The following is a 19,021-nucleotide window of genomic DNA, read 5'->3' as shown; positions in this document are numbered from 1 at the left end:
CGTTCACGTATAAATAGACAGCTTTCAATTTACTTACACTCAACATGGAAGTCGTATTAGTTCATGAGTCCAGACTTTGAAATCATTGCGCCCCGCTTAGCGCTCAAGCTCATCCCTGCTGAAGAAGCACATTCACTACAACGATTACTTGCAGAATCCCCTTCGCTGCACCAATGGCTTGACTGGTGTGATAAAAACGTCACATTGAAAACCGCGCAGGACTTTCTGTTGGCAACCCGTCTTAACTGGGTCAAAACTGAGGCTTTTGGTTTCGGTATCTATGAGCGGCAAAGTAACACTTTGGTTGGAATGGCAGCGGTTAATGAGTTATATCATACGTTTAATATGGCGAGTATTGGTTACTGGGTTGCCGACCGCTATCAACGGCAAGGCTATGCCCAAGAAGCCGTTAAAGCCTTAGCAGAATTCTGCTTCGCAAAGCTAAGTTTAACTCGACTAGAGATTGTTTGTGACCCCGACAACGAAGCTAGCCAAGCCTTAATTGAGTCCGTCGGTGCACAAAAAGAAGCCATCGCCAGAAACCGGTTTATTTTTCATGGTAAGCCTAAAGATGGCGTTGTGTACTCACTTTTACCGACAGATCTAACATAAACAAAAAGCCACCGACTTGCGGTGGCTTCTGCATTTTTTAAGATACAACACATCCACACAGAGTGGATTTAAAACCTTAGTGCAGCTTAAGGTTTGGACGCAGCACGCGATTAATGCGGCCGACGAGCATCATCAGACCGGTTTTGAATACACCGTGCAACGCCATTAGGTGCATGCGATACAATGAGATGTAAACGACACGAGCAATACGGCCTTCTACCATCATCGACCCTTTAGTTAGGTTCCCCATCAGACTACCAACGGTTGAGAAGCGACTTAGAGACACTAATGAACCGTGATCTTTATATACGTAGTCTTTCAACTCGCGCCCGTTGATCTTCGCGACGATGTTACTAAATGCCTGGCTTGCCATTTGGTGTGCAGCTTGAGCGCGTGGCGGCACGAACGAACCGTCAGACTGGGTGCATTGTGCTAAGTCACCAATAACAAAGATGTCATCATCTCGTGTTGTCTGTAGTGTGTTTTTCACTACAAGCTGATTGATACGGTTCGTTTCTAAGCCAGCGATATCTTTAATAAAGTCTGGAGCTTTGATACCCGCAGCCCAAACCATGATTTGAGCTGGGATCTTCTCACCATCTTTTGTAGTAAGGCCATCTTTTTCAGCTTTAGTCACCATAGTGGCGGTGCGCACGTTTACGCCCAACTTCACCAACTCTTGATGAGCAGCAGAAGAAATACGTGGAGGTAACGCTGGTAAAATACGCTCACCTGCTTCAATCAGATTGACGTTCAACTTGCTAGAGTCAAGATCACCGAAGCCATAAGTGCGCAGCTCTTTAACAGCATTATGTAACTCAGCTGATAGTTCAACGCCAGTTGCACCAGCACCAACAATCGCAATATCGACCGTACCGTTACCGTTTTTCGCGTGCAGCTTTAGGAACTCGTTGTTCATTTCTGTACGGAAACGGTGTGCTTGCTCAGGGCTGTCTAGGAAAATACAGTTTTCACGAACGCCAGGCGTGTTGAAGTCGTTTGATGTCGAGCCAATCGCCATCACTAGAATGTCGTATTCTAGCTCACGGCTTGGCATAAGAAGTTCACCGTGTTCGTCTTTAAGCTCACTTAAGATGATCACTTTACGTTCACGGTCGATGTCTTGAAGACTACCCATTTGGAAGTCGAAGCTGTGGTTTTTTGCATGAGCTCGATAGCTCAGTGCATCTACTCCTTCGTCCAAAGAACCTGTAGCAACCTCATGCAATAATGGCTTCCACAAGTGGCTCGCTTTTCGATCGACTAGCGTAATTCGCGCACGGTTTTTGCGACCTAGAGTTCGACCAAGCTTAGTTGCCAACTCAAGACCACCTGCACCGCCGCCTACAACGATAATGCGTGTCACAATGATTTTCCTCTACAAAAATGAATATATGGGGTTCAGCTCGATGCACGACTCACAAACATTTGTGGCATCCATCCAACCGATGAATTCTTGGTTCTTAGAGGTGTCTCAATTACTTGGATTAAAAAACTACCACCCACTTTGATTCTTTATCTATCAATGACTTGTCAGGGTTTGGCATGTTTATCTGGTACGCATACGACGCCAGAAGTTTTTGGGCAAGTTTATTACTCGCTCTCAATTTTTTTTGATATTTATCAAATTATTTTAGTCCGGTTCATTATATAGAGACCAACTTTGAAGGCAACCAAAATCCGTGTAACGAGTACGGATTGACTACTTTTCGACTACTCTACAACAAGGTGTTCGTGCTACATAGGAGGGAAGTAAGAAAACGGTAAGGAGAACACAATATTCAAAGCGTTAAACCAAGAAAATGTGCCTTTCAAAGAGACAGTGGCTCGGCATACTCAAGAGAAGGAATCGCAGCAAAGCAGCCGATAAAAACGCCGCTTTACTGTCTACACTCAACATTAATAAGTATTTTTAAATGCCTTTATCGCTTGTAAATGATGAGAGATTTTTTTGAACTTATGAGACTGAGTTTCATCCCAAATGATTTGATAGTGTTTTTCTAACTCAGCTGCCGTTTTCGAATTGTCATGCACTTCATCATCTTTAGAGAGAATCACTAAGCAGTGCGCTTGATTTTTCGCTCGGAACTGATCAACACATTTTGTTGCGATATCTTCGTACTCTTCTGGGCGATCGATTCGACCAGCCATCGTTTTTTCTGGGTGCAAGTTCGGGTTGAACATCACTTGCTTGATACCGCATAGAAAACCAATTCGCTCAGACCAGTAACCACCTAAACCTACCCCACAGATTAACGGGTTTGGGTCATCAGATTGATCGATAACTTTAGACACTTCTTTTAACAAGTGTTGCATGTCGTGCTTTGGGTGAAGGGTGCTGTAATTGATAAAACGAACGTCGTCGTCGATAAATTGCAGTTGAAGAACTTTTTCGTGGTTACCCGGGCTTGTACTGTCAAAGCCGTGTAAGTAAATAATCATGTGTACCTCTCCCTGTGTGTATCTGGTACTTTTATTAAAACTACCACTATTTCCTTACTGTTAAAGGGGAAAATATCACGAGTTCTCAAAACAGTGATCTTCCATACACAATGAGCCTTTCAACTCATACGCACTGTTTAAGTATTGTTCATCTCCCCACAATTTATAGGCAAGTAGATACCAGAGCATCGCCATCACCAAGGTTCTTGGTTGCCAAGCGTGTACACCTCTCAGCCAAAGAGACACATCTTCGATACCTCGAATTTGGCAATACTGCTTTACCGCTTCTTCCACAGGCGCATTCGCGACCTGAATAGTTAAGGTCAAATCAAGCCTAGGGTCAGCAATCCCGGCATACTCCCAATCAATGACTTTCACCCCATTCTCTCCTCGCACTAGGTTATAACACCCCAGATCGAAGTGACATAGGGCAAGCGGAACAGGTGCAACGTTCGGTTCCGTGCGCCACTTCATGTACAAAGCCTCAAACTCCGTACCCACATACTGACCATCAAGCTCAAGCCAATAATGATCGATGCGAGAAATATATGAAAATGGAACCAAAGGAATTGCGCTTATCGGATATTGATGAATCTTCGCCGCAATGGATAATAAATTGCTTAGTGCTAAGCCTGACTCCGTCAGAGCCTCTCCTTCTATCCATTCCACCAGCAACCCTTGCTCATGAATAAAAACTGGCTTGGGGCCAATTTCCAATGAAGAGACTGCATTCAGCACTTGATATTCACTGTGACGAGAAATTGAAAAAGCCTTGCAGACATGACTGGTCGGTCGCCAGATGTATGCAAGGCCTTGAGAAGATTCCAACCGCCAACAACGGTTGGTGAGCCCCCCGGTAACAGTTTGTACTTTTACCGGAGGCTCCGTAAAGAAGCCATCGAGAGCGTTAAGACTCGGATCTAACTGTTTTGCTTGTTGCCAAGAAAACCATGCCATTGATGACTTCTCCACCCTGTTCGATTAAAGACCGAATAGGCTCTTAGATTGCGCTTTACGAATTTCAGTTTCATCCGCCCACTCAATCAAACCTGTTTCTAGGTCCATTAGGCGCATGGTCATCTTGTAGTATACATCTTTATCGCTACCTGCATTTTTCACAATGCTAGATAGGTTGCCGTAAAGCATGTATTGAGCACCAACCATTTTACCAAATTGGATCGCTGTGCTTTGGTTAACAAGCTCATCCGTGTTTTGGAAGTTAAGTTGTTCACGCACAGACTCAACACGATCCATATCAACAAAGCGGAACTTACCTGAGTTCAACATCTTAGTTGAGATCGTGTCGGTAATGGATTCAGTGTCAATATGTTCACTGGTTTTGTTCTTAATTCGCTCAACAAAAACGATAGGACGTTGGTCACGAGTAATTGCTGCTACAGAGCCCGACATCATCATGCTATCCACCATTTCAGCCGCGATTTTTTGTAAATCTGTTGAGCCAAAATCGATAGTCGTGGTTTCTGTTGCTTGCGCATCGCCGTAAGAGACTTTGTTAGAACAGCCACCTAAAATGACGGCAAGACCTAAAAGAGCAATAATACTTTTTTTCATGAGAGTTCCTTAGTTTTTCAATACCAGCGCATCGTTAGCGCGGCAGCTTCGGCAGAGCCGTTAAGATTAATCGTCTTGTGCTTCTCTAATTTGCACACGGAATTTTGTGCCATTTGGATTCACAGTAACTTCAGATAACGTGACTTGCTCAAATCCTCGCACAATCATTTTTCGCCACGGACCAGGTTTGGTATTCACTTCTAAACCATTATTGTCATACCAATAAAATCGGTAAAGAATGTGCTGATCACCTTTGTAATTGCTACTCAGCAGCACGACTCCTCGTGGGCGATCATCAACGTAAGTGGTGGTGATGTTGTCAACTAATAAGCGACTACCTAAAACGTTATCATTAAAAAATACTTTTTGCGTTTGGCCATCAATTCGAATACCAGCCGTGTTTTCGGCGCATCCAACTAAACCAATAGCCATTGCTAAACAAACAAGCCATGCTTTCATTACAGTCTCCCTAGCTGTTTATGCCACACGGTTGAGTGTGCTCCCTGACGAGATACCCATACCAATGTAGTCTGCTGTGCAGGCACTTCAAACTGATAGGTTTGATCACCCAAGTTTAAACTTTGTGTTCCCGGTTTCACGATTTTTGAAGCCGTTTTCACTTGCGCTGGCAATGTTTGCCAACTTCTTGTATCTGGCTGTTCGGTCAATGTGTTCCATACATTGAAAAGTATGTTGCCCACATCATCGCCTTTTTTCGCCGCCTCTTTTCGGATTCGATCTTTTGCCCAAACACGAAGAGCTTGACGGATCACTATTGTAGTAAGACGTTCATTAAGATCGTTTTGCGCCATCGCATTAACATCAGTCAGCGTACTGGAAGGCAATACCTGACCATTTAAAACAACATCGCTAAAACGTTGAGCACCTCGGTTCTGATAATAAGGAAGCGCCAACGAATAAATCGCTCCATTATCGCGACTGTCGTAAATCGGTAAATCAATACGCCACCCCTTCATCGCCTCAACAACACCCTGCTCATCAATAACGATGACTCGCCCTTGTGACTGAGTTAATCCAGAAGGTGCTTTGCCATACCGCTTCTCTAGCATGCGCAAGTCTTCACGCATGCCCAGCTTCTTAGCAGCGTATAAGGTGCTTTCCACAACTTGCTTGTTGTCTGGCATTACAGCGAGTGCTCGTCGGTAATCAACATAAGCACTGTTTAAGTCTCGCGACGCTTCATATAACAAGCCAGAAAGATAGAACAGATAACCATTTTGTACCGCGCTTAGTTTTTTACCAGCATCAGGGTAGTTCGCTAACACACTGCCTAAATTGGCAGACATGCCTTGCTTGTTAAGGTCTTTCTCTGCTGCTTTTAGCTCTTTTTCACGCGCCTTTCTTGCTGCTTCCTGAACTTGATTAGCTCGACGCACTTCAACTAGTGCCCCTTCTAAATCGTTTTTCTGTAAGTAATTTAGTCCTAGATACAGGTGCAAAAAGCCAAGTTCGTAATCGGCGGGATGATAGTCTTGGAGATTGTCGTTCACTGCGAGAGAGCCGACGCTCGTTGCCGTGTCTGACACAGATATCGTCGCACGATCTTGTTGAACACGTACAGCACGATCGCTGCTTTCTAGCGCATTTAAACTTGTTGGGTAATCTTCAGCAAGAAAAGAGATACGACCTTTTTCAAAATTGCCAAGTATCTCGCCACCCACTTCACTTGATTGAAGTTGTTTTGCTTTGGCATATTCCCCTGCAACAACGGCTTGATAAACTTCTTGATTCTGGTTGCTGTAATGGCTAAACAGATTGCCCGCAGATAAATTCGCGCAGCCAGAGGCCATTAAAGCCCAGCTCATCAGCCCTAACAGCTTTACACCTAGTTTCACATTTATCTCCACAAATGTGTCATTCGACAGGAAAAAGAAGTGGGTGAATCGCCACCCACTTTTAAAAGCTTAGCTCAATACCATTGGACCTAGAGGGCGGCCGCCTAGTAGGTGCATGTGAATATGGTAAACCTCTTGGCCACCATGTGGATTACAATTAACGATTAGGCGATAGCCGTCTTCAGCAATACCTTCTTCTTTCGCTAACTTTCTAGCAACAGTGAACAAACGCCCCATCATTGCTTCATCTTCAGCTTCTACATCATTCGTTGTTGGGATCAGTTTATTCGGAATAATGAGAATATGGCTTGGTGTGCGAGGGTTAATGTCGCGAAACGCAGTCACCAAATCATCTTGATAAAGGATATCGGCAGGGATTTCCTTGCGAATAATTTTACTAAAGATCGTTTCTTCCGCCATGAGGACTCCATTTTATAAACGTAATTAGACCCCAATTAGTATGCGCCAACCAAAAGCGGAGCTCAATAAAAACAGTGTTCACTTAACATTATTAATCAAATGCTAATTAACGAAGCTTTTTTTGTCGTGTGCGTCATAAAATGCGCATCACAAACTGAATACAATCCAATGAATTTTGTTACTTTTTTAAGACAATTATTATTTTTATACCCAAGTAAATTCAAAAATACTTGGGTAGCTTGTCTATTTTTGGGAGAGGAAGCTCACTTATGCGAGGTTCAGTTATTAAAAGGATGTATGCCGGCTTTGCACTGATCATCATCCTATTTGCCGTCACAATTGCCATTATGATGGGAGGAATGAGTGATATTCACGGAAAATTTGGCACGGTTTCTAAATCATCCCTACCGTTGGTATCGTTATCTAATCAAACCAGTGTTGAGCTGCTTTCTGCCGACAAATCATTTAAAGACTTCCTGACGACAGAGAATAAACAACGCATGGATGAAATGCGTCAGGAATTTGCTAGATCTCAACAGCGCTTCGAATCCACATTGGCTCAACTGAAAACCGCAAGCCAAATCTACCCTTCTCTTGCCGAACCGTTTTCAGAGTTAAAAACGTTAGAGCAGAGCTATTTTACAGAAGCTCTAGAGGCCATGGACAACTACGAAGCAATGTTCGCGGCTCAAGAAGAAGTGCAAAAATCCTCACGCCGCTTCCAAAAACTGAATACCGAACTGTCGGTTGGTCTTAAAGAATATGTGGCAGATCAAACCAGCATTTCTGTCAAAGTCATGGCAAAGAGCTACTTTATCAAGTTAAAAGATGCCGAAGTAATTACCTCTGATGCCCTCGCCAGTTCCAACCCTGAGTTTGTTACGCAAGCCGTAGCTAAAAACCGCAAAGCAGTAACGCACTTGAATTACGCATTCCGCGGGTTGGTGACTCAGCTTCCTGAGCTAGAAAAAGCTTTTGGCGAATCTGTAGAGCAATTTACTCGTGACGTTGGTATGCGTGGCGGTGTGCTAGACCAACATAATAATTACCTCAATGCTCGCGCCGCTTTGTATAACAATATCGCCAACCTAGCAAATAAAGTGGATTCAACCATGGCGATTCTTGAGCAATTCACGACAACCGCAACAGATAAGCTCAATGAATCATTGGCAGACGCAGGTGACATATATTCGGCGGGTGTAACGAAAGCCATCATCATTGGCGTTATTGTCGTTTTACTCGCGACAGCGATTGGCTACCACATCGCACAAAGCGTTCGCGAACCGTTGACTCGTATTCTAAAAGTGTTAGAAAGCCTGACTGAAGGTGATATGACACAGCGTATCGACATTCGCTATAACAACGAATTCAGCCGTGTGAGTGGACACATTAACTCACTCGCCGACAACCTTCACGAGATCTTGGTGAAACTCAACGAAGCGTCAGAAAACCTATCGTCAACCGCGACAACCAACGAACGCACCTCTTCGCAAGCACAAATTAAATTGAGCTCTCAACGCGAACAAACGGCAAACGTCGCTACCGCGATGACAGAAATGTCCCATTCAGTGCAGGAAGTCGCGCAAAGTGCGCAAGGCTCGCTAGAAATGGTGCAACGCGTCGAATCTGCCTCTGAAGAAGGCAGAAATGTTATGAGCAGTAACATCTCAACCATTAATCAACTAGAAACACGTTTGAACGAATCGGTCTCCGCAGTTTCTGAGCTACAAAAGATGAGTGGTCAAATTGGGTCTATCCTTGATGTGATCCGCAACATTGCGGAGCAAACCAACCTACTGGCATTGAACGCGGCAATTGAAGCGGCTCGCGCTGGTGAACAAGGTCGCGGCTTCGCGGTAGTGGCAGATGAAGTACGAGTACTCGCATCAAGAACGACTCAATCAACCACTGAAATTGAATCTATGATCAGTAATCTGCAATCTAGCTCACAATCGGCAAACCAAGTCATACAAAGCTGTATGAGCGATATGGAGATGTCGGTTGAGCAAGCGTCAAAAGCGAACAGCTCAATGGAAGAGATCCAGGCGCTAATCATCGAAATCAGCCAAATGAGTACGCACATTTCACAAGCAGCAGCAGAGCAAAGTGAAACATCAACAGACATTGCTCGCAGCATCGAAGATATCAACAGCATCGCCGATGAAAGTTTCCAAGCCATGTCGAATATCGCACAAACCAGTGAATCACTGACCCACTTGGCTCATCAGCAAAATGAATTGGTCCACCGATTTAAGTTATAAATACTTTATAATTAAGAGCATTAATTAGTGCAATCAACTGTATAAGGGCGACTTTTTGTTAAGTCGCCCTTGTTTTTTGTCGGCCATGTCTACATATGATTAATAAGGCCAGCTCATCCCCTTGCACAACTCTTTTCGAGCGGCCTCATAAAAAGGAAAATCTATGGCTGTTCATGTTGGTATTATCGACCAAGACCCAGTGAGATTGGTCACTCCTCTATTAGATAATCGTACGCTAAGCACACATATCGTCTTCATCGGAGACAAGAGCCAGTTAGATATATTTGACCGACTGAGTGCCGTTTTAGATCAACGAGAAATTACTTCTGAATTTTTTGAAATTCCATCCGCTGTTAATACATCTCTGATCAAACAAGCAATTCAAAAACTGGCAAAAGATCTCCATGAACGCGGCGAAGATGTAAAATTGAACGCGAGCTGTGGTCTTCGTCATCGCTTGTTGTCGGTGTACGAAGTTTTCCGTACCTATCGCTGGCCAATTTTTGTGGTTGAGCCTAGTAGCGATAAGCTTTGTTGGTTATACCCTGATGGCAAAGAAGATACCCAAGTCGAAGATCACATTACGATTGCAGATTACCTCACTATCTTTGGTGCACGCGGCGAGTTTCACCACGTTGATTTACCACCTCTTCTTGATAAAAAATTGTATGAACTTGGTGAACGATGGGCCTCAAATGCGCTTGAGCTTGGGCCAGGTCTAGCAACACTTAACTACCTTGCAACCACATGCCGCAAAGAACAAAAGCTTGATGTCGAGCTCTCCGAAAAACAGCAGGGCTACCGTGAGCTCAACATGTTGCTTTCAGATTTAGTAGAAGCAGAAATCGCCACCTATGAGAATGGCGTTTTAACGTTTGCAGATGAAGATGCTCGACGCTTTTCAAACGGTGAGTGGTTAGAAACTTTGGTTCACAGCACCGTGAAGCAAATCCAAGACACCATGCCGACGATCCAAGATCGATCGTTAAATGTTCAGGTTTATCGCAAACTTGGTGAAAGTGAAGTACGCAATGAGTTAGATGTCGCAACAGTTGTAAACAACAAGCTGCACATCATCGAATGCAAAACCAAAGGCATGAGAGATGACGGCGACGATACTTTATATAAGTTAGAATCGCTTCGCGATCTATTAGGTGGCTTACAAGCGCGCGCAATGTTGGTGAGCTTCCGTCCTCTTCGTCACAATGACATTACTCGTGCTGAAGACTTAGGGCTAGCCCTGATTGGCCCTGATGAGCTTAAAGATTTAAGAACGCACTTAACGGCTTGGTTTAAAGACGCGGGCGGTTCAGACGAGATATAGTGCCATTAAGAAAAGCTAAAGTTCACAACGATAAAAAGCAGCATTAATGCTGCTTTTTTTATACCTAAATTTTAGCTGTACGCATTTCTATAAGTAGAAAAAAACCAAAGGTTAGCCTCTGGTTTTTTCTGTTTGTTTAAATGCCAACTATAGCGGCTTAAAGCATTTTACGCGCTGCTTCTACAACCACTTTAATTGAACGCGCTTCCGTTTCTTTCAGAGTTGAATGATCTGGAATCTCTTTTTGTGTACGGTTGATGATAACACCAGCCACACAACCCGCTTTTAAACCAGAGCTCGCACACATTGTTAGCAGTGTTGCAGACTCCATCTCGAAGTTAAGTACGCCCATGTCTTGCCATTCTTGCATAGAGCCTTGGAAACGCTTAACAACACGACCAGAGAACGTATCGTAACGTTCTTGACCAGGGTAGAACGTGTCGCTTGATGCAGTCACACCCATGTGAACTGTAGCGCCAGACTCTTCTACCGCTGCTTTCATTGCGGTTGCTACTTCAAAGTCAGCAACTGCTGGGAATTCCATAGGAGCAAAGTGTAGGCTCGCACCGTCAAGACGAACTGACCCCGTCGTTACGATCATGTCACCCACGTTTACATGCGGTTGAATTGCACCCGTTGTACCAACACGTAGGAAAGTGCGAACACCAAGCTGTGCCAATTCCTCAACTGCGATAGAGGTAGAAGGACCACCAATACCTGTAGAACAAACCACAACAGGTTTACCGTCTAGCTCTGCACGGTATAGCGTGTATTCACGATGGCTTGCTAGAAATACTGGATTTTCCATTTGTTCTGCGATTTTTTGAACACGCGCTGGGTCACCAGGAATGATCGCTAGAGTCGCACCATTAAGATCAGCTTCAGTAACACCTAAATGGAATACAGCTTGAGACATAAGTCGCTCCTTATTGTGGCTTATTTTATGAACAATAAGCTCATTAATCAGTTATTGGGTACAGATGCACTGTAGCGAACCTTTCACCAACATAGAGTGATCACAATCACAATGACAAAATGTAATGAAAATGAAATTTCAAACAAAACTGGTATTGATCACACTTTAAGGGGCGTTAAATCATTTTGTTGCATAGCAATGCGTGATTTCAAGGACGAGAAAAACGTCTGATCGCATCAGGTGAATACGGTTAAAAAAAGCCCGATACACGAATGCCTCGGGCTATTAATGAGTGGGATCATTGGTTAGGTCAGTTATTTGATCTGTTTGGACTCAAAACGAAGTAATCTCAACGCATTCAATGTCACCAGTGCTGTTGCACCACTGTCAGCTAATACTGCAACCCACAACCCAGTAACCCCAAGTAAACTTGTCACTAAGAATACACCTTTCAAACCTAGCGCTAACGCGACATTCTGACGAATGTTACTTAGCGTCGCACGCGACAGTTCTATCATGGCAGGTAGCTCAATCAACCGGTTGTGTGTTAACGCCGCATCAGCAGTCTCGAGCGCAACATCCGTACCGCCTCCCATCGCAATACCAATGCTCGAAGCTTTCATGGCTGGAGCATCATTGATACCGTCTCCCACCATCGCAACGGTATGTTGTTGTGATAGCTTCTCGACGTAATGCACCTTGTCTGCAGGTAACAAACTCGCTTTATAATCCAAGCCTATTCTATTTGCCATTGCTTCTGCACTTCTCGGGTTGTCACCCGTTAGCATCACCGACGTGACCCCAAGTTCCTTCAACATTGCGATGGCTTGCTGGGCATCTGAGCGCAATGTATCTTGCCATGCGATCACGCCAATGACCTCGTCATCGAAACGCACAATGACAACCGTTTTACCTTGTTGTTCCAACGTAACCACTTGCTCTTTGGCTTGTTGAGAAAGTGGAAAGTCTGCCTTTGAAGGCGTGACCACTTGGACCATTTTTCCATCGACGTAACCTGTGACACCAGAGCCTACTTGCGCGGTTTTATCCAACGCTTCAGGAATAGTAAGCCCCTGCTCTTGCACTTTGGTAACCAAAGAAACCGCTAGAGGATGACTTGAACCAATCTCGATTGACGCAGTTAGGCTAAGTAACTTGTCTTCATCCATATCAAAAGCAAAGACGTCGGTCACTTCTGGTTTACCTTGCGTCAGTGTCCCAGTTTTATCAAATGCGACAGACTCAACCTTGCCAAGCAACTCAAGCGCCGCTCCACCTTTGATCAATGCGCCCCGCTTAGCCGCTGCCGCCAAGCCAGAAGTGATCGCCGCAGGCGTTGAAATGACTAATGCACATGGACAAGCAATCAACAGCAGGGCGAGTCCTCGATAGATCCACGTTTCCCACGGTTGGGCAAATAGTAATGGCGGAGTAACGATAACCATCAGAGACACCAACATCATTAGTGGCGTATACCAACGGCTAAATTTATCAAGAAAGCGTTCTAATGGTGCCTTACGGGATTCTGCTTCTTCAATCAAATGAAGAATTCGATCTATCGCATTCTCGCCCTGACGGGAAGTCACCTGTAAACGAACCACTTTATCGACAACCACAGCCCCGGCCATCACTTTGCCACCGGTTTGATGTTCAACGGGAACAGATTCTCCCGTTAACGCACTTTCGTCAAAACTCGCAAGCGCATCTTGCAAAACACCGTCGGCAGGCAAACGACCTCCGGGTGCGACTTCTATGATATCCCCTGGTTTAAGCTGCGCAGCTGGTACTTCTTTGCGTTCACCATCAATAATTAAAATTGAATTTTCTGGGACTAAGTCCATTAACGCCTGGACACCGCTTCGCGCGCGAGATGATGCATATGCTTCTAACTTTTCACCAATAAGGAAAAGCAATAACACCATTGCGGCTTCGGCGGTTTCACCTAAATATAAAGCGCCGAGCGCCGCTACACTCATTAACGTTTCAATCGCAAAAGGCGTACCGCTACGCGCCAACTTAAATGCTTTGAGCGCGATTGGGTATAAACCAAGTAAACACGTCAAAGTGAATAACCAAGCGCTTATTTGAGGGTCGATCTTAGAAATTACTGCCGCAGTAGCCATTGCACTAGCAATCGAGAGAATTTGGATGTTGTCTCTTATGACGCCAAGCCAGCCTTTCTTTGTAGTGCTTGGTTTTGGAGCATCCAGTGAAGAGAGCGGAAAACCCGTTTTTTGGGCTGTCTGCTCTATCGTAGCTATCAGCTCTCGATCATCAAAATCGACGACCAGTTTTTCTGTTGCAAACAAAACCTTGGCTTGGCTGACGCCTTGTAAAGACGTAATGGCTTTCTCAAGCTTTTGCGCACAAGATGGGCAATCCATACCTGACACAAGCCAAGCGTTCCGAACGGAGGAATTACTCTCCCTTGTGGGATCGTCTTCCTCGCCTGTGTCAACGCTGCAGCCTCCTCCACTACAGCAAGAGCTTTCAGAAACATCAACACTGGCCTGAGAGATATTGAGCGAAGATTTTACTGGCGCACAGCATGACTCGCTTGCACCAAGCGGCACCGCAGTTTTGATTTTGCTAGATTGGCAACCTTGATGTTTTGTACACATAATTTTTTCCTTATTGGTATCGGTGATTTACCTATTGCTAAGGATAAACCTTAGAGTAAGCTCCAAGGTCAAGATAAATTTGTACAGTTCGGCGATAGAAAATAAAAAAGACGCCGAAGCGTCTTTCCAAACCAGTTTAAAAGCAATATTCCGTAAAGTTTAAACAGAGAGGTTAAACGGGATGCTTAAAACACTCATTTAATGTCATTCCTATGGCACGCAGCACGTCTCTTCTTGTGATAACACCAACCAACTTACCTTTGCCATCCACCACTGGATACATTTTCGGCTTTCCAACTTTCATCATGTCAGCCAGTTCAATTACTGACATTTCTGGAGAAACAGATAAGACATCATCATGCATACACTCTTGTACCGTATGTGTATCTTGGCAGTGATAACTTGCTTTCACCAACTTATCTAATAAGTCTTGCTCCGATAAAAACCCAACCACTTTTTCATTTTCATCAATGACAGGGCCACCTAGTGTGACACTTTGCATTACTTTGTTTAAAGCTGCCGAAAGTGACATATCTTTCGTGAAAGTCACCGCTTGCAACGTCATGTAATCTTTTACTTTTAATGAATGCATTCTTATCTCCTTAAGGGCATTTTATTGCGGCCTTTAGATAAGTGTCGCCTAATTTCCTGATTTTACTAAATGGAAAGGAGTAATTTTATTTATAGGCACAGCCTATTGAACTAAAACAAAATTAACTCACCGAACAACATTCACTGTATTTCGTTAAACGCAAGATTCAGCCAGGCTGATTTTTCTAGGCAAAATACAACAAAGCCAGTCAATTGACTGGCTTTGTTATTATGTAATTGTTGCGTTAGCTATGTTGGCGGCGCATGTTGTCTAAAATAATGCCAGTCGCCATCGCGACATTCAGTGATTCGGCACCGCCAAACGCCGGAATCGTGATCTTATCTGTCACGAATTTTGCTGCGGCTTCACGCACACCATGAGATTCGCTGCCCATCAACAAAATACCTTCAGCAGCGAAATCCGTTTTATGAACGCTCTCTCCTTCCAAAAACGCGCCATATACTGGCAATTTGGCGTGTTCCAAGTAACTTGGCAAATCCACCAAACTCACTTGTACGCGGCCAAAGCTGCCCATGGTCGCACTGATCGTTTTAGGATTATAAGGATCAGCACAATCTGTACTCGCAATAATGTGCTTGATGCCATACCAGTCTGCAACACGAATAATCGTACCTAGATTACCAGGGTCGGATACACCATCTAGCGCAATCATCAAGCCTTTCGCTTGAGGCTCTTTTACACTCGGAATTTCAACCACAGCAATGGCCGCATTATTGCTCACAAGCGTGCTCGCTTTGGTCAATTCATCAAGCGATGCTTCAACACAATCAAAACGATTTAGCGTACCAGCATTTTGTTCGAGAAATGCCGCTGTTGCAAAAACCTGCTTCACCTTCAATGAACTACTTGCTAGCTCTAGTACGTTCTTTTCACCCTGAACTAGGAATAAGCCATGCGCTTTACGCTGTTTCTTTTGACCTAAAGCACGAAGCAGTTTTAATTGGTTTTTTGAAATCATTAAAGTATCCCAGGTGAAAATGGTTATTCGGCGAGTGTACCCTAAACAATCTTCACGAAAGTTCGGTATCGAGCGGATGAGATTATAAATTATACCTAAATAACCTCAAGAAGCTTGATCATCAGAAGACGTTGAACACCAAGCGTAGCCAAAATAAAAGAAGGCTCAAAAACGAAAAAAGCCCTGCGATAACGCAGGGCTTTCAAAGGGTGGGACCCCAGCCACATCCCGGCACACAAGTCACACGCTGCGGCTGCTTCCTTCCGGACCTGACCGAGTTCACGAGCTATTGTTGCGAGAGGACCAGAGCCCCATAATTCTTTTCGAGAGGTCTTGCCTCAATCGATGGGGCGATTATTCAGTATCAGCTCTCATAATGCAAGAGCAAAAACCTTGAATTTCATCATTTCATTACCGTTTGAACAAAACTCGATCAATTCATTCCTTTATGATGAAACCGTGCAGTCACGATAAGAGGAGTCGTGCCGTGAGGACTGCTTACTCATGTACATGTCTTCATCAGCCAAATGCATCGCTTGCTCTAAGCTCATGTGCCGTTCCCTTTTTGCAGAGAAACCAATAGAGATACTTATAGACTCCAAATCACTACATAATTTGCCTTTCACATCGATTCTACTGAGCTCTCTCATTGCTCTAGTTAACTCGGCTTGCGTAGGATAACCCAGTAATATGAACTCATCCCCTCCAATTCGATAACATCTTCCCGACCAGACATAATGAATTTTTAGCGCCAGTAGTTGTAAAACTTCGTCCCCAGCGCGATGACCATAAGTGTCATTGATTCGTTTGAAATGATTAATGTCTAAGTAAAGTATGGATAGATCTTTGTTTACTCCTTTTCGATACTTTACTTGCAACGCACGACGATTCCTTAACCCTGTTAAGTTGTCAGTGTTCGATTGACGGTAAAGATAAAGCGAAACACAAATAGCAAACAATAATACAAAGATAAACACAGCTTGTGTTTGCGTCGCTAATCGAATCTCATATTCAAGTGCGGTACGCCAATCTGGGCGTACATCGTACTGAGCAATGATCTTATCAACTTCTAACATCGCTATCGCTCGACTGAAGAAAGGCGCAAGCATGGCTCCTTTTTCATTCGCGACCAATCCAACAGAGAGTTGTGACTCATAAAACTCGCCAATAGCGGTATCCTGCTCTATCGGAACCAATTCACTGAGACGTAAAAAATGATTGAGCATCGCCGTATCCATCGGAATGTAATCGACTTCTTCATTTAGTAGCCCCTGAATGAGCTCTTGTTGGGTACGATAACGTTTGAGTTCTTTTAGCGGTAACAGTTGCGTCATCATTTGATCGAAAAAGTCATCCTTAACTACGCCAATCCGCTCAGATATCAACTGTGAAACATGAGAGTATGTGCTCGGTTTGTAACCTAAACGCTTGACCATCACCGATGCTGGCGCGTAATGGGGCTTTGGAAAGTAGCTAAATGCGCGCCGCTCACGGCTGACCGTTAACGGCGCCAAAATTTCGAAATTACCTTGGATAAACTCATGGTACATAGAACCCCAGCTTTCACCAGGCTCACTAATGATCAAGCAGTTTAAAGCCAAGATCTCACAGCTTCTCAGGACTACATCAGCCGTCATCCCTTCGACACTACCATCTGCGTTGTATACAACATATGGAAAGATAGATTCGAGCTTAATCCGTATTGGTTCATTAAAATCAAGGGGTAATAAACGAATAGAATCACGCAACGCTGCTCGCCTTAATTCAAATTGATACTGGGAAATTTCTTCGCGAAGCTGCTTTTGCACCGCTTCCCCGTGAATAAACGTAGCGAACGTGTCCAACTCTTCAAGATGATGATCTTTTTTACTGATGATGGATACGGGCTTTATCGAAATCTGATCATTGAGCATCTTGGCGTCAAACCCCTCCATCAGCATCGGCTTGAGCTGGTTAATGGCATCGACAACGCCATCCACAGCACCTGAACGTAGCAGTGTTACTGCTTGTTCGTGACCTTGATAAGAGATCTGTTCTAGCTCAGGGTAGTGTTGTTTAAGTAATTGGGCATAAACTGTATCTTTGGGGACGCCAACACGCGAAATGTCACTCAACGTCGAATCTTTTAAACCAAAGAGGTAGGTATATTCGATATTTGTTGGGCGGGAATAACTAAAACGTTGAGCACGTTCTTGTGTGTAAGTGATATTCGCAGCAAAGTCCGCTTCCCCATTCGCTACTGAATTTAGAATGGCATCAAAGCTGGAGTAGTTCACGTATTGAACGGTAAAGCCAAACTCCTTTGAAGCAGCATTGAAAAGAACACGAGTGACGACATCATCCGCTTCAGTCGCGACTTTATAATGAGCAATTAAAGGGGCTTCGGCTTTTACATTCAAACTCAAGAGGCAACATGCAAAAAGCAACAGTGTTCGAGCAAAAGTTGTCATGACAAACTTATCTTAAATCAACCACTTATATTGTGGTTATTATTATTGGAAGTGTAGTAAATATGAAATGAAGAACATATACTAATCTCCATTTTGTTCCACAACCAATTCGATACTCTGCCGCACATGTCACTTTTTACCTGACTAAAAACTCATAATTCAGCCTGTTCATCGCTACTACGTAAAATATAGTCAGTCATCCAAGCCGTCCCTAACAAACAGATCCAAACCACGAAAACAGGGTTTGGCACATCCGTGGTCGGGCTGACGACTAAAGCGGCAAAACCCACAGTCGGCAATGTCCAACATAATAATTTGCTCCAACGAATGGTATGTTGAAGCTTCGCAAGTGCTTCCATTGACGCTAACATTCCCGTCAAACTTAACGCCATAAGAACGGCGTACGGTAGGCCTGCAATCCACAATGGGAGCAACAAAAACAACGGCCACCAGCTGTGTTTATTGGATGGCGTCCAATGCGCAGCCGACCACCACATCGCCATAACCGCAATGGTTTGAACCACTGTAACCCAAGCAGAACCATCCAGCTTACCGCCTTGCTGTGTGACCATAAGACCAACTTGCAGTGTAAGTACAATAAGACCAGCGGTGAGCAACACACCTAAAGAGCTTCTACGAGAAAATACCACCATTAAAAGTGGGAAAAGGATCAAAACACCAACCGACAAAGCAATTGGCTGCATTGAGAGTGTCGCACCAAAAGCCATCATCGCGCCCAGCAATACTAAGCCAGCGAACCCACCTTGTGGCAGAACCCACAGCGCGGGGATCATAAGTGCAAGAACGGGAATGTCACCCTCGCTCAAACTCATCGCCCGAACACAGACAACAGCGAGTAAGGTCGTAACGAAAAATTGAAGTGTCGATAAAATCATAGCGCCTCCTGGCTTCCCCACCTACTTGGTAACTCAACGGCAAAAACTGGGATTGAAAGTCGTTGAGAGGGTCTAGATTC

16 protein-coding genes and 1 other RNA gene are annotated in these 19,021 nt (G+C 44.3%); 3 read left to right on the top strand and 14 right to left on the bottom strand.

Annotation, left to right across the window (positions count from 1 at the left end; genetic code table 11):
- The first annotated feature begins 63 nt into the window (after positions 1 to 63).
- A complete protein-coding gene (locus R7Z50_RS03665; RefSeq protein ID WP_025766936.1) occupies positions 64 to 612 on the top strand; it encodes a GNAT family N-acetyltransferase in 549 nt (182 codons plus the stop codon).
- A gap of 76 nt (positions 613 to 688) precedes the next feature.
- Here the strand turns inward: R7Z50_RS03665 and R7Z50_RS03660 are convergent, their stop codons facing one another.
- The 7 genes from R7Z50_RS03660 to hinT all read right to left on the bottom strand — a co-directional run bounded on the left by R7Z50_RS03660 (position 689) and on the right by hinT (position 6,902).
- Complete coding sequence (locus tag R7Z50_RS03660; protein WP_025766937.1) at positions 689 to 1,978, bottom strand: NAD(P)/FAD-dependent oxidoreductase; 1,290 nt, start codon at positions 1,976 to 1,978, stop codon at positions 689 to 691.
- A gap of 533 nt (positions 1,979 to 2,511) precedes the next feature.
- Complete coding sequence (gene ycfP, locus R7Z50_RS03655) at positions 2,512 to 3,054, bottom strand: alpha/beta hydrolase YcfP (RefSeq protein WP_005378464.1); 543 nt, start codon at positions 3,052 to 3,054, stop codon at positions 2,512 to 2,514.
- A 75-nt stretch (positions 3,055 to 3,129) separates the two neighbouring features.
- Positions 3,130 to 4,011: a thiamine kinase gene (thiK, locus tag R7Z50_RS03650; RefSeq protein ID WP_005378465.1), complete on the bottom strand. Its 882-nt coding sequence runs from the start codon at positions 4,009 to 4,011 to the stop codon at positions 3,130 to 3,132.
- A gap of 24 nt (positions 4,012 to 4,035) precedes the next feature.
- Positions 4,036 to 4,626, bottom strand: a complete 591-nt coding sequence (lpoB, locus tag R7Z50_RS03645; protein WP_005378467.1) for a penicillin-binding protein activator LpoB — start codon at positions 4,624 to 4,626, stop codon at positions 4,036 to 4,038.
- Positions 4,627 to 4,692: 66 nt separating this feature from the next.
- The gene (locus R7Z50_RS03640; protein WP_064353738.1) at positions 4,693 to 5,085 is read right to left on the bottom strand and encodes a YcfL family protein; all 393 of its coding nucleotides are present in this window, start codon (positions 5,083 to 5,085) and stop codon (positions 4,693 to 4,695) included.
- Positions 5,085 to 6,482 (bottom strand): COG3014 family protein, encoded by a 1,398-nt coding sequence (locus tag R7Z50_RS03635; protein ID WP_025766940.1) that lies wholly within the window; start codon positions 6,480 to 6,482, stop codon positions 5,085 to 5,087. The genes R7Z50_RS03640 and R7Z50_RS03635 overlap by 1 nt, the downstream gene beginning before the upstream one ends.
- Before the next feature lie 69 nt (positions 6,483 to 6,551).
- On the bottom strand, positions 6,552 to 6,902 hold the full coding sequence (gene hinT / locus R7Z50_RS03630; RefSeq protein ID WP_005378473.1) for a purine nucleoside phosphoramidase: 351 nt from the start codon (positions 6,900 to 6,902) through the stop codon (positions 6,552 to 6,554).
- Positions 6,903 to 7,171: 269 nt separating this feature from the next.
- Between hinT and R7Z50_RS03625 the strand changes: the two genes are divergently transcribed.
- Together R7Z50_RS03625 and R7Z50_RS03620 are read left to right on the top strand one after the other, a co-directional pair.
- Positions 7,172 to 9,163 carry a methyl-accepting chemotaxis protein gene (locus tag R7Z50_RS03625; protein ID WP_158173750.1) on the top strand — a complete coding sequence of 664 codons (1,992 nt, stop codon included), beginning with the start codon at positions 7,172 to 7,174 and terminating at the stop codon, positions 9,161 to 9,163.
- 163 nt (positions 9,164 to 9,326) lie between these two features.
- The gene (locus R7Z50_RS03620) at positions 9,327 to 10,487 is read left to right on the top strand and encodes a DUF1887 family protein (protein ID WP_005378476.1); all 1,161 of its coding nucleotides are present in this window, start codon (positions 9,327 to 9,329) and stop codon (positions 10,485 to 10,487) included.
- 157 nt (positions 10,488 to 10,644) lie between these two features.
- Here the strand turns inward: R7Z50_RS03620 and udp are convergent, their stop codons facing one another.
- The 7 genes from udp to R7Z50_RS03585 all read right to left on the bottom strand — a co-directional run bounded on the left by udp (position 10,645) and on the right by R7Z50_RS03585 (position 18,941).
- Positions 10,645 to 11,403: a uridine phosphorylase gene (gene udp, locus R7Z50_RS03615; protein WP_005378479.1), complete on the bottom strand. Its 759-nt coding sequence runs from the start codon at positions 11,401 to 11,403 to the stop codon at positions 10,645 to 10,647.
- A gap of 314 nt (positions 11,404 to 11,717) precedes the next feature.
- Positions 11,718 to 14,024 (bottom strand): zinc/cadmium/mercury/lead-transporting ATPase, encoded by a 2,307-nt coding sequence (locus tag R7Z50_RS03610; protein ID WP_318148884.1) that lies wholly within the window; start codon positions 14,022 to 14,024, stop codon positions 11,718 to 11,720.
- Between the two features lie 172 nt (positions 14,025 to 14,196).
- Positions 14,197 to 14,616 (bottom strand): CBS domain-containing protein, encoded by a 420-nt coding sequence (locus R7Z50_RS03605; protein ID WP_005378483.1) that lies wholly within the window; start codon positions 14,614 to 14,616, stop codon positions 14,197 to 14,199.
- A 244-nt stretch (positions 14,617 to 14,860) separates the two neighbouring features.
- A complete protein-coding gene (locus tag R7Z50_RS03600) occupies positions 14,861 to 15,595 on the bottom strand; it encodes an RNA methyltransferase (RefSeq protein ID WP_005378485.1) in 735 nt (244 codons plus the stop codon).
- A gap of 212 nt (positions 15,596 to 15,807) precedes the next feature.
- Positions 15,808 to 15,904, bottom strand: an RNA gene (gene ffs / locus R7Z50_RS03595) — signal recognition particle sRNA small type.
- A gap of 137 nt (positions 15,905 to 16,041) precedes the next feature.
- Positions 16,042 to 18,045, bottom strand: coding sequence for a GGDEF domain-containing protein (locus R7Z50_RS03590; RefSeq protein ID WP_017634751.1), 2,004 nt, complete (start codon positions 18,043 to 18,045; stop codon positions 16,042 to 16,044).
- A gap of 152 nt (positions 18,046 to 18,197) precedes the next feature.
- On the bottom strand, positions 18,198 to 18,941 hold the full coding sequence (locus tag R7Z50_RS03585; RefSeq protein ID WP_005389942.1) for a hypothetical protein: 744 nt from the start codon (positions 18,939 to 18,941) through the stop codon (positions 18,198 to 18,200).
- Positions 18,942 to 19,021 lie beyond the last annotated feature (80 nt).

The sequence above is a fragment of the Vibrio sp. 1249-1 genome (assembly GCF_033340495.1).
This window is presented reverse-complemented; position numbering and strand designations above follow the sequence as displayed.

What these genes read in the sequence shown, in the direction of transcription:
- R7Z50_RS03665 (WP_025766936.1), top strand. Translation starts at nt 64, where the DNA reads ATGAGTCCAGACTTTGAAATCATTGCGCCCCGCTTAGCGCTCAAGCTC.
- ycfP (WP_005378464.1), bottom strand. Translation starts at nt 3,054, where the DNA reads ATGATTATTTACTTACACGGCTTTGACAGTACAAGCCCGGGTAACCAC.
- thiK (WP_005378465.1), bottom strand. Translation starts at nt 4,011, where the DNA reads ATGGCATGGTTTTCTTGGCAACAAGCAAAACAGTTAGATCCGAGTCTT.
- lpoB (WP_005378467.1), bottom strand. Translation starts at nt 4,626, where the DNA reads ATGAAAAAAAGTATTATTGCTCTTTTAGGTCTTGCCGTCATTTTAGGT.
- R7Z50_RS03640 (WP_064353738.1), bottom strand. Translation starts at nt 5,085, where the DNA reads ATGAAAGCATGGCTTGTTTGTTTAGCAATGGCTATTGGTTTAGTTGGA.
- hinT (WP_005378473.1), bottom strand. Translation starts at nt 6,902, where the DNA reads ATGGCGGAAGAAACGATCTTTAGTAAAATTATTCGCAAGGAAATCCCT.
- R7Z50_RS03625 (WP_158173750.1), top strand. Translation starts at nt 7,172, where the DNA reads ATGCGAGGTTCAGTTATTAAAAGGATGTATGCCGGCTTTGCACTGATC.
- R7Z50_RS03620 (WP_005378476.1), top strand. Translation starts at nt 9,327, where the DNA reads ATGGCTGTTCATGTTGGTATTATCGACCAAGACCCAGTGAGATTGGTC.
- udp (WP_005378479.1), bottom strand. Translation starts at nt 11,403, where the DNA reads ATGTCTCAAGCTGTATTCCATTTAGGTGTTACTGAAGCTGATCTTAAT.
- R7Z50_RS03610 (WP_318148884.1), bottom strand. Translation starts at nt 14,024, where the DNA reads ATGTGTACAAAACATCAAGGTTGCCAATCTAGCAAAATCAAAACTGCG.
- R7Z50_RS03605 (WP_005378483.1), bottom strand. Translation starts at nt 14,616, where the DNA reads ATGCATTCATTAAAAGTAAAAGATTACATGACGTTGCAAGCGGTGACT.
- R7Z50_RS03600 (WP_005378485.1), bottom strand. Translation starts at nt 15,595, where the DNA reads ATGATTTCAAAAAACCAATTAAAACTGCTTCGTGCTTTAGGTCAAAAG.
- R7Z50_RS03590 (WP_017634751.1), bottom strand. Translation starts at nt 18,045, where the DNA reads ATGACAACTTTTGCTCGAACACTGTTGCTTTTTGCATGTTGCCTCTTG.
- R7Z50_RS03585 (WP_005389942.1), bottom strand. Translation starts at nt 18,941, where the DNA reads ATGATTTTATCGACACTTCAATTTTTCGTTACGACCTTACTCGCTGTT.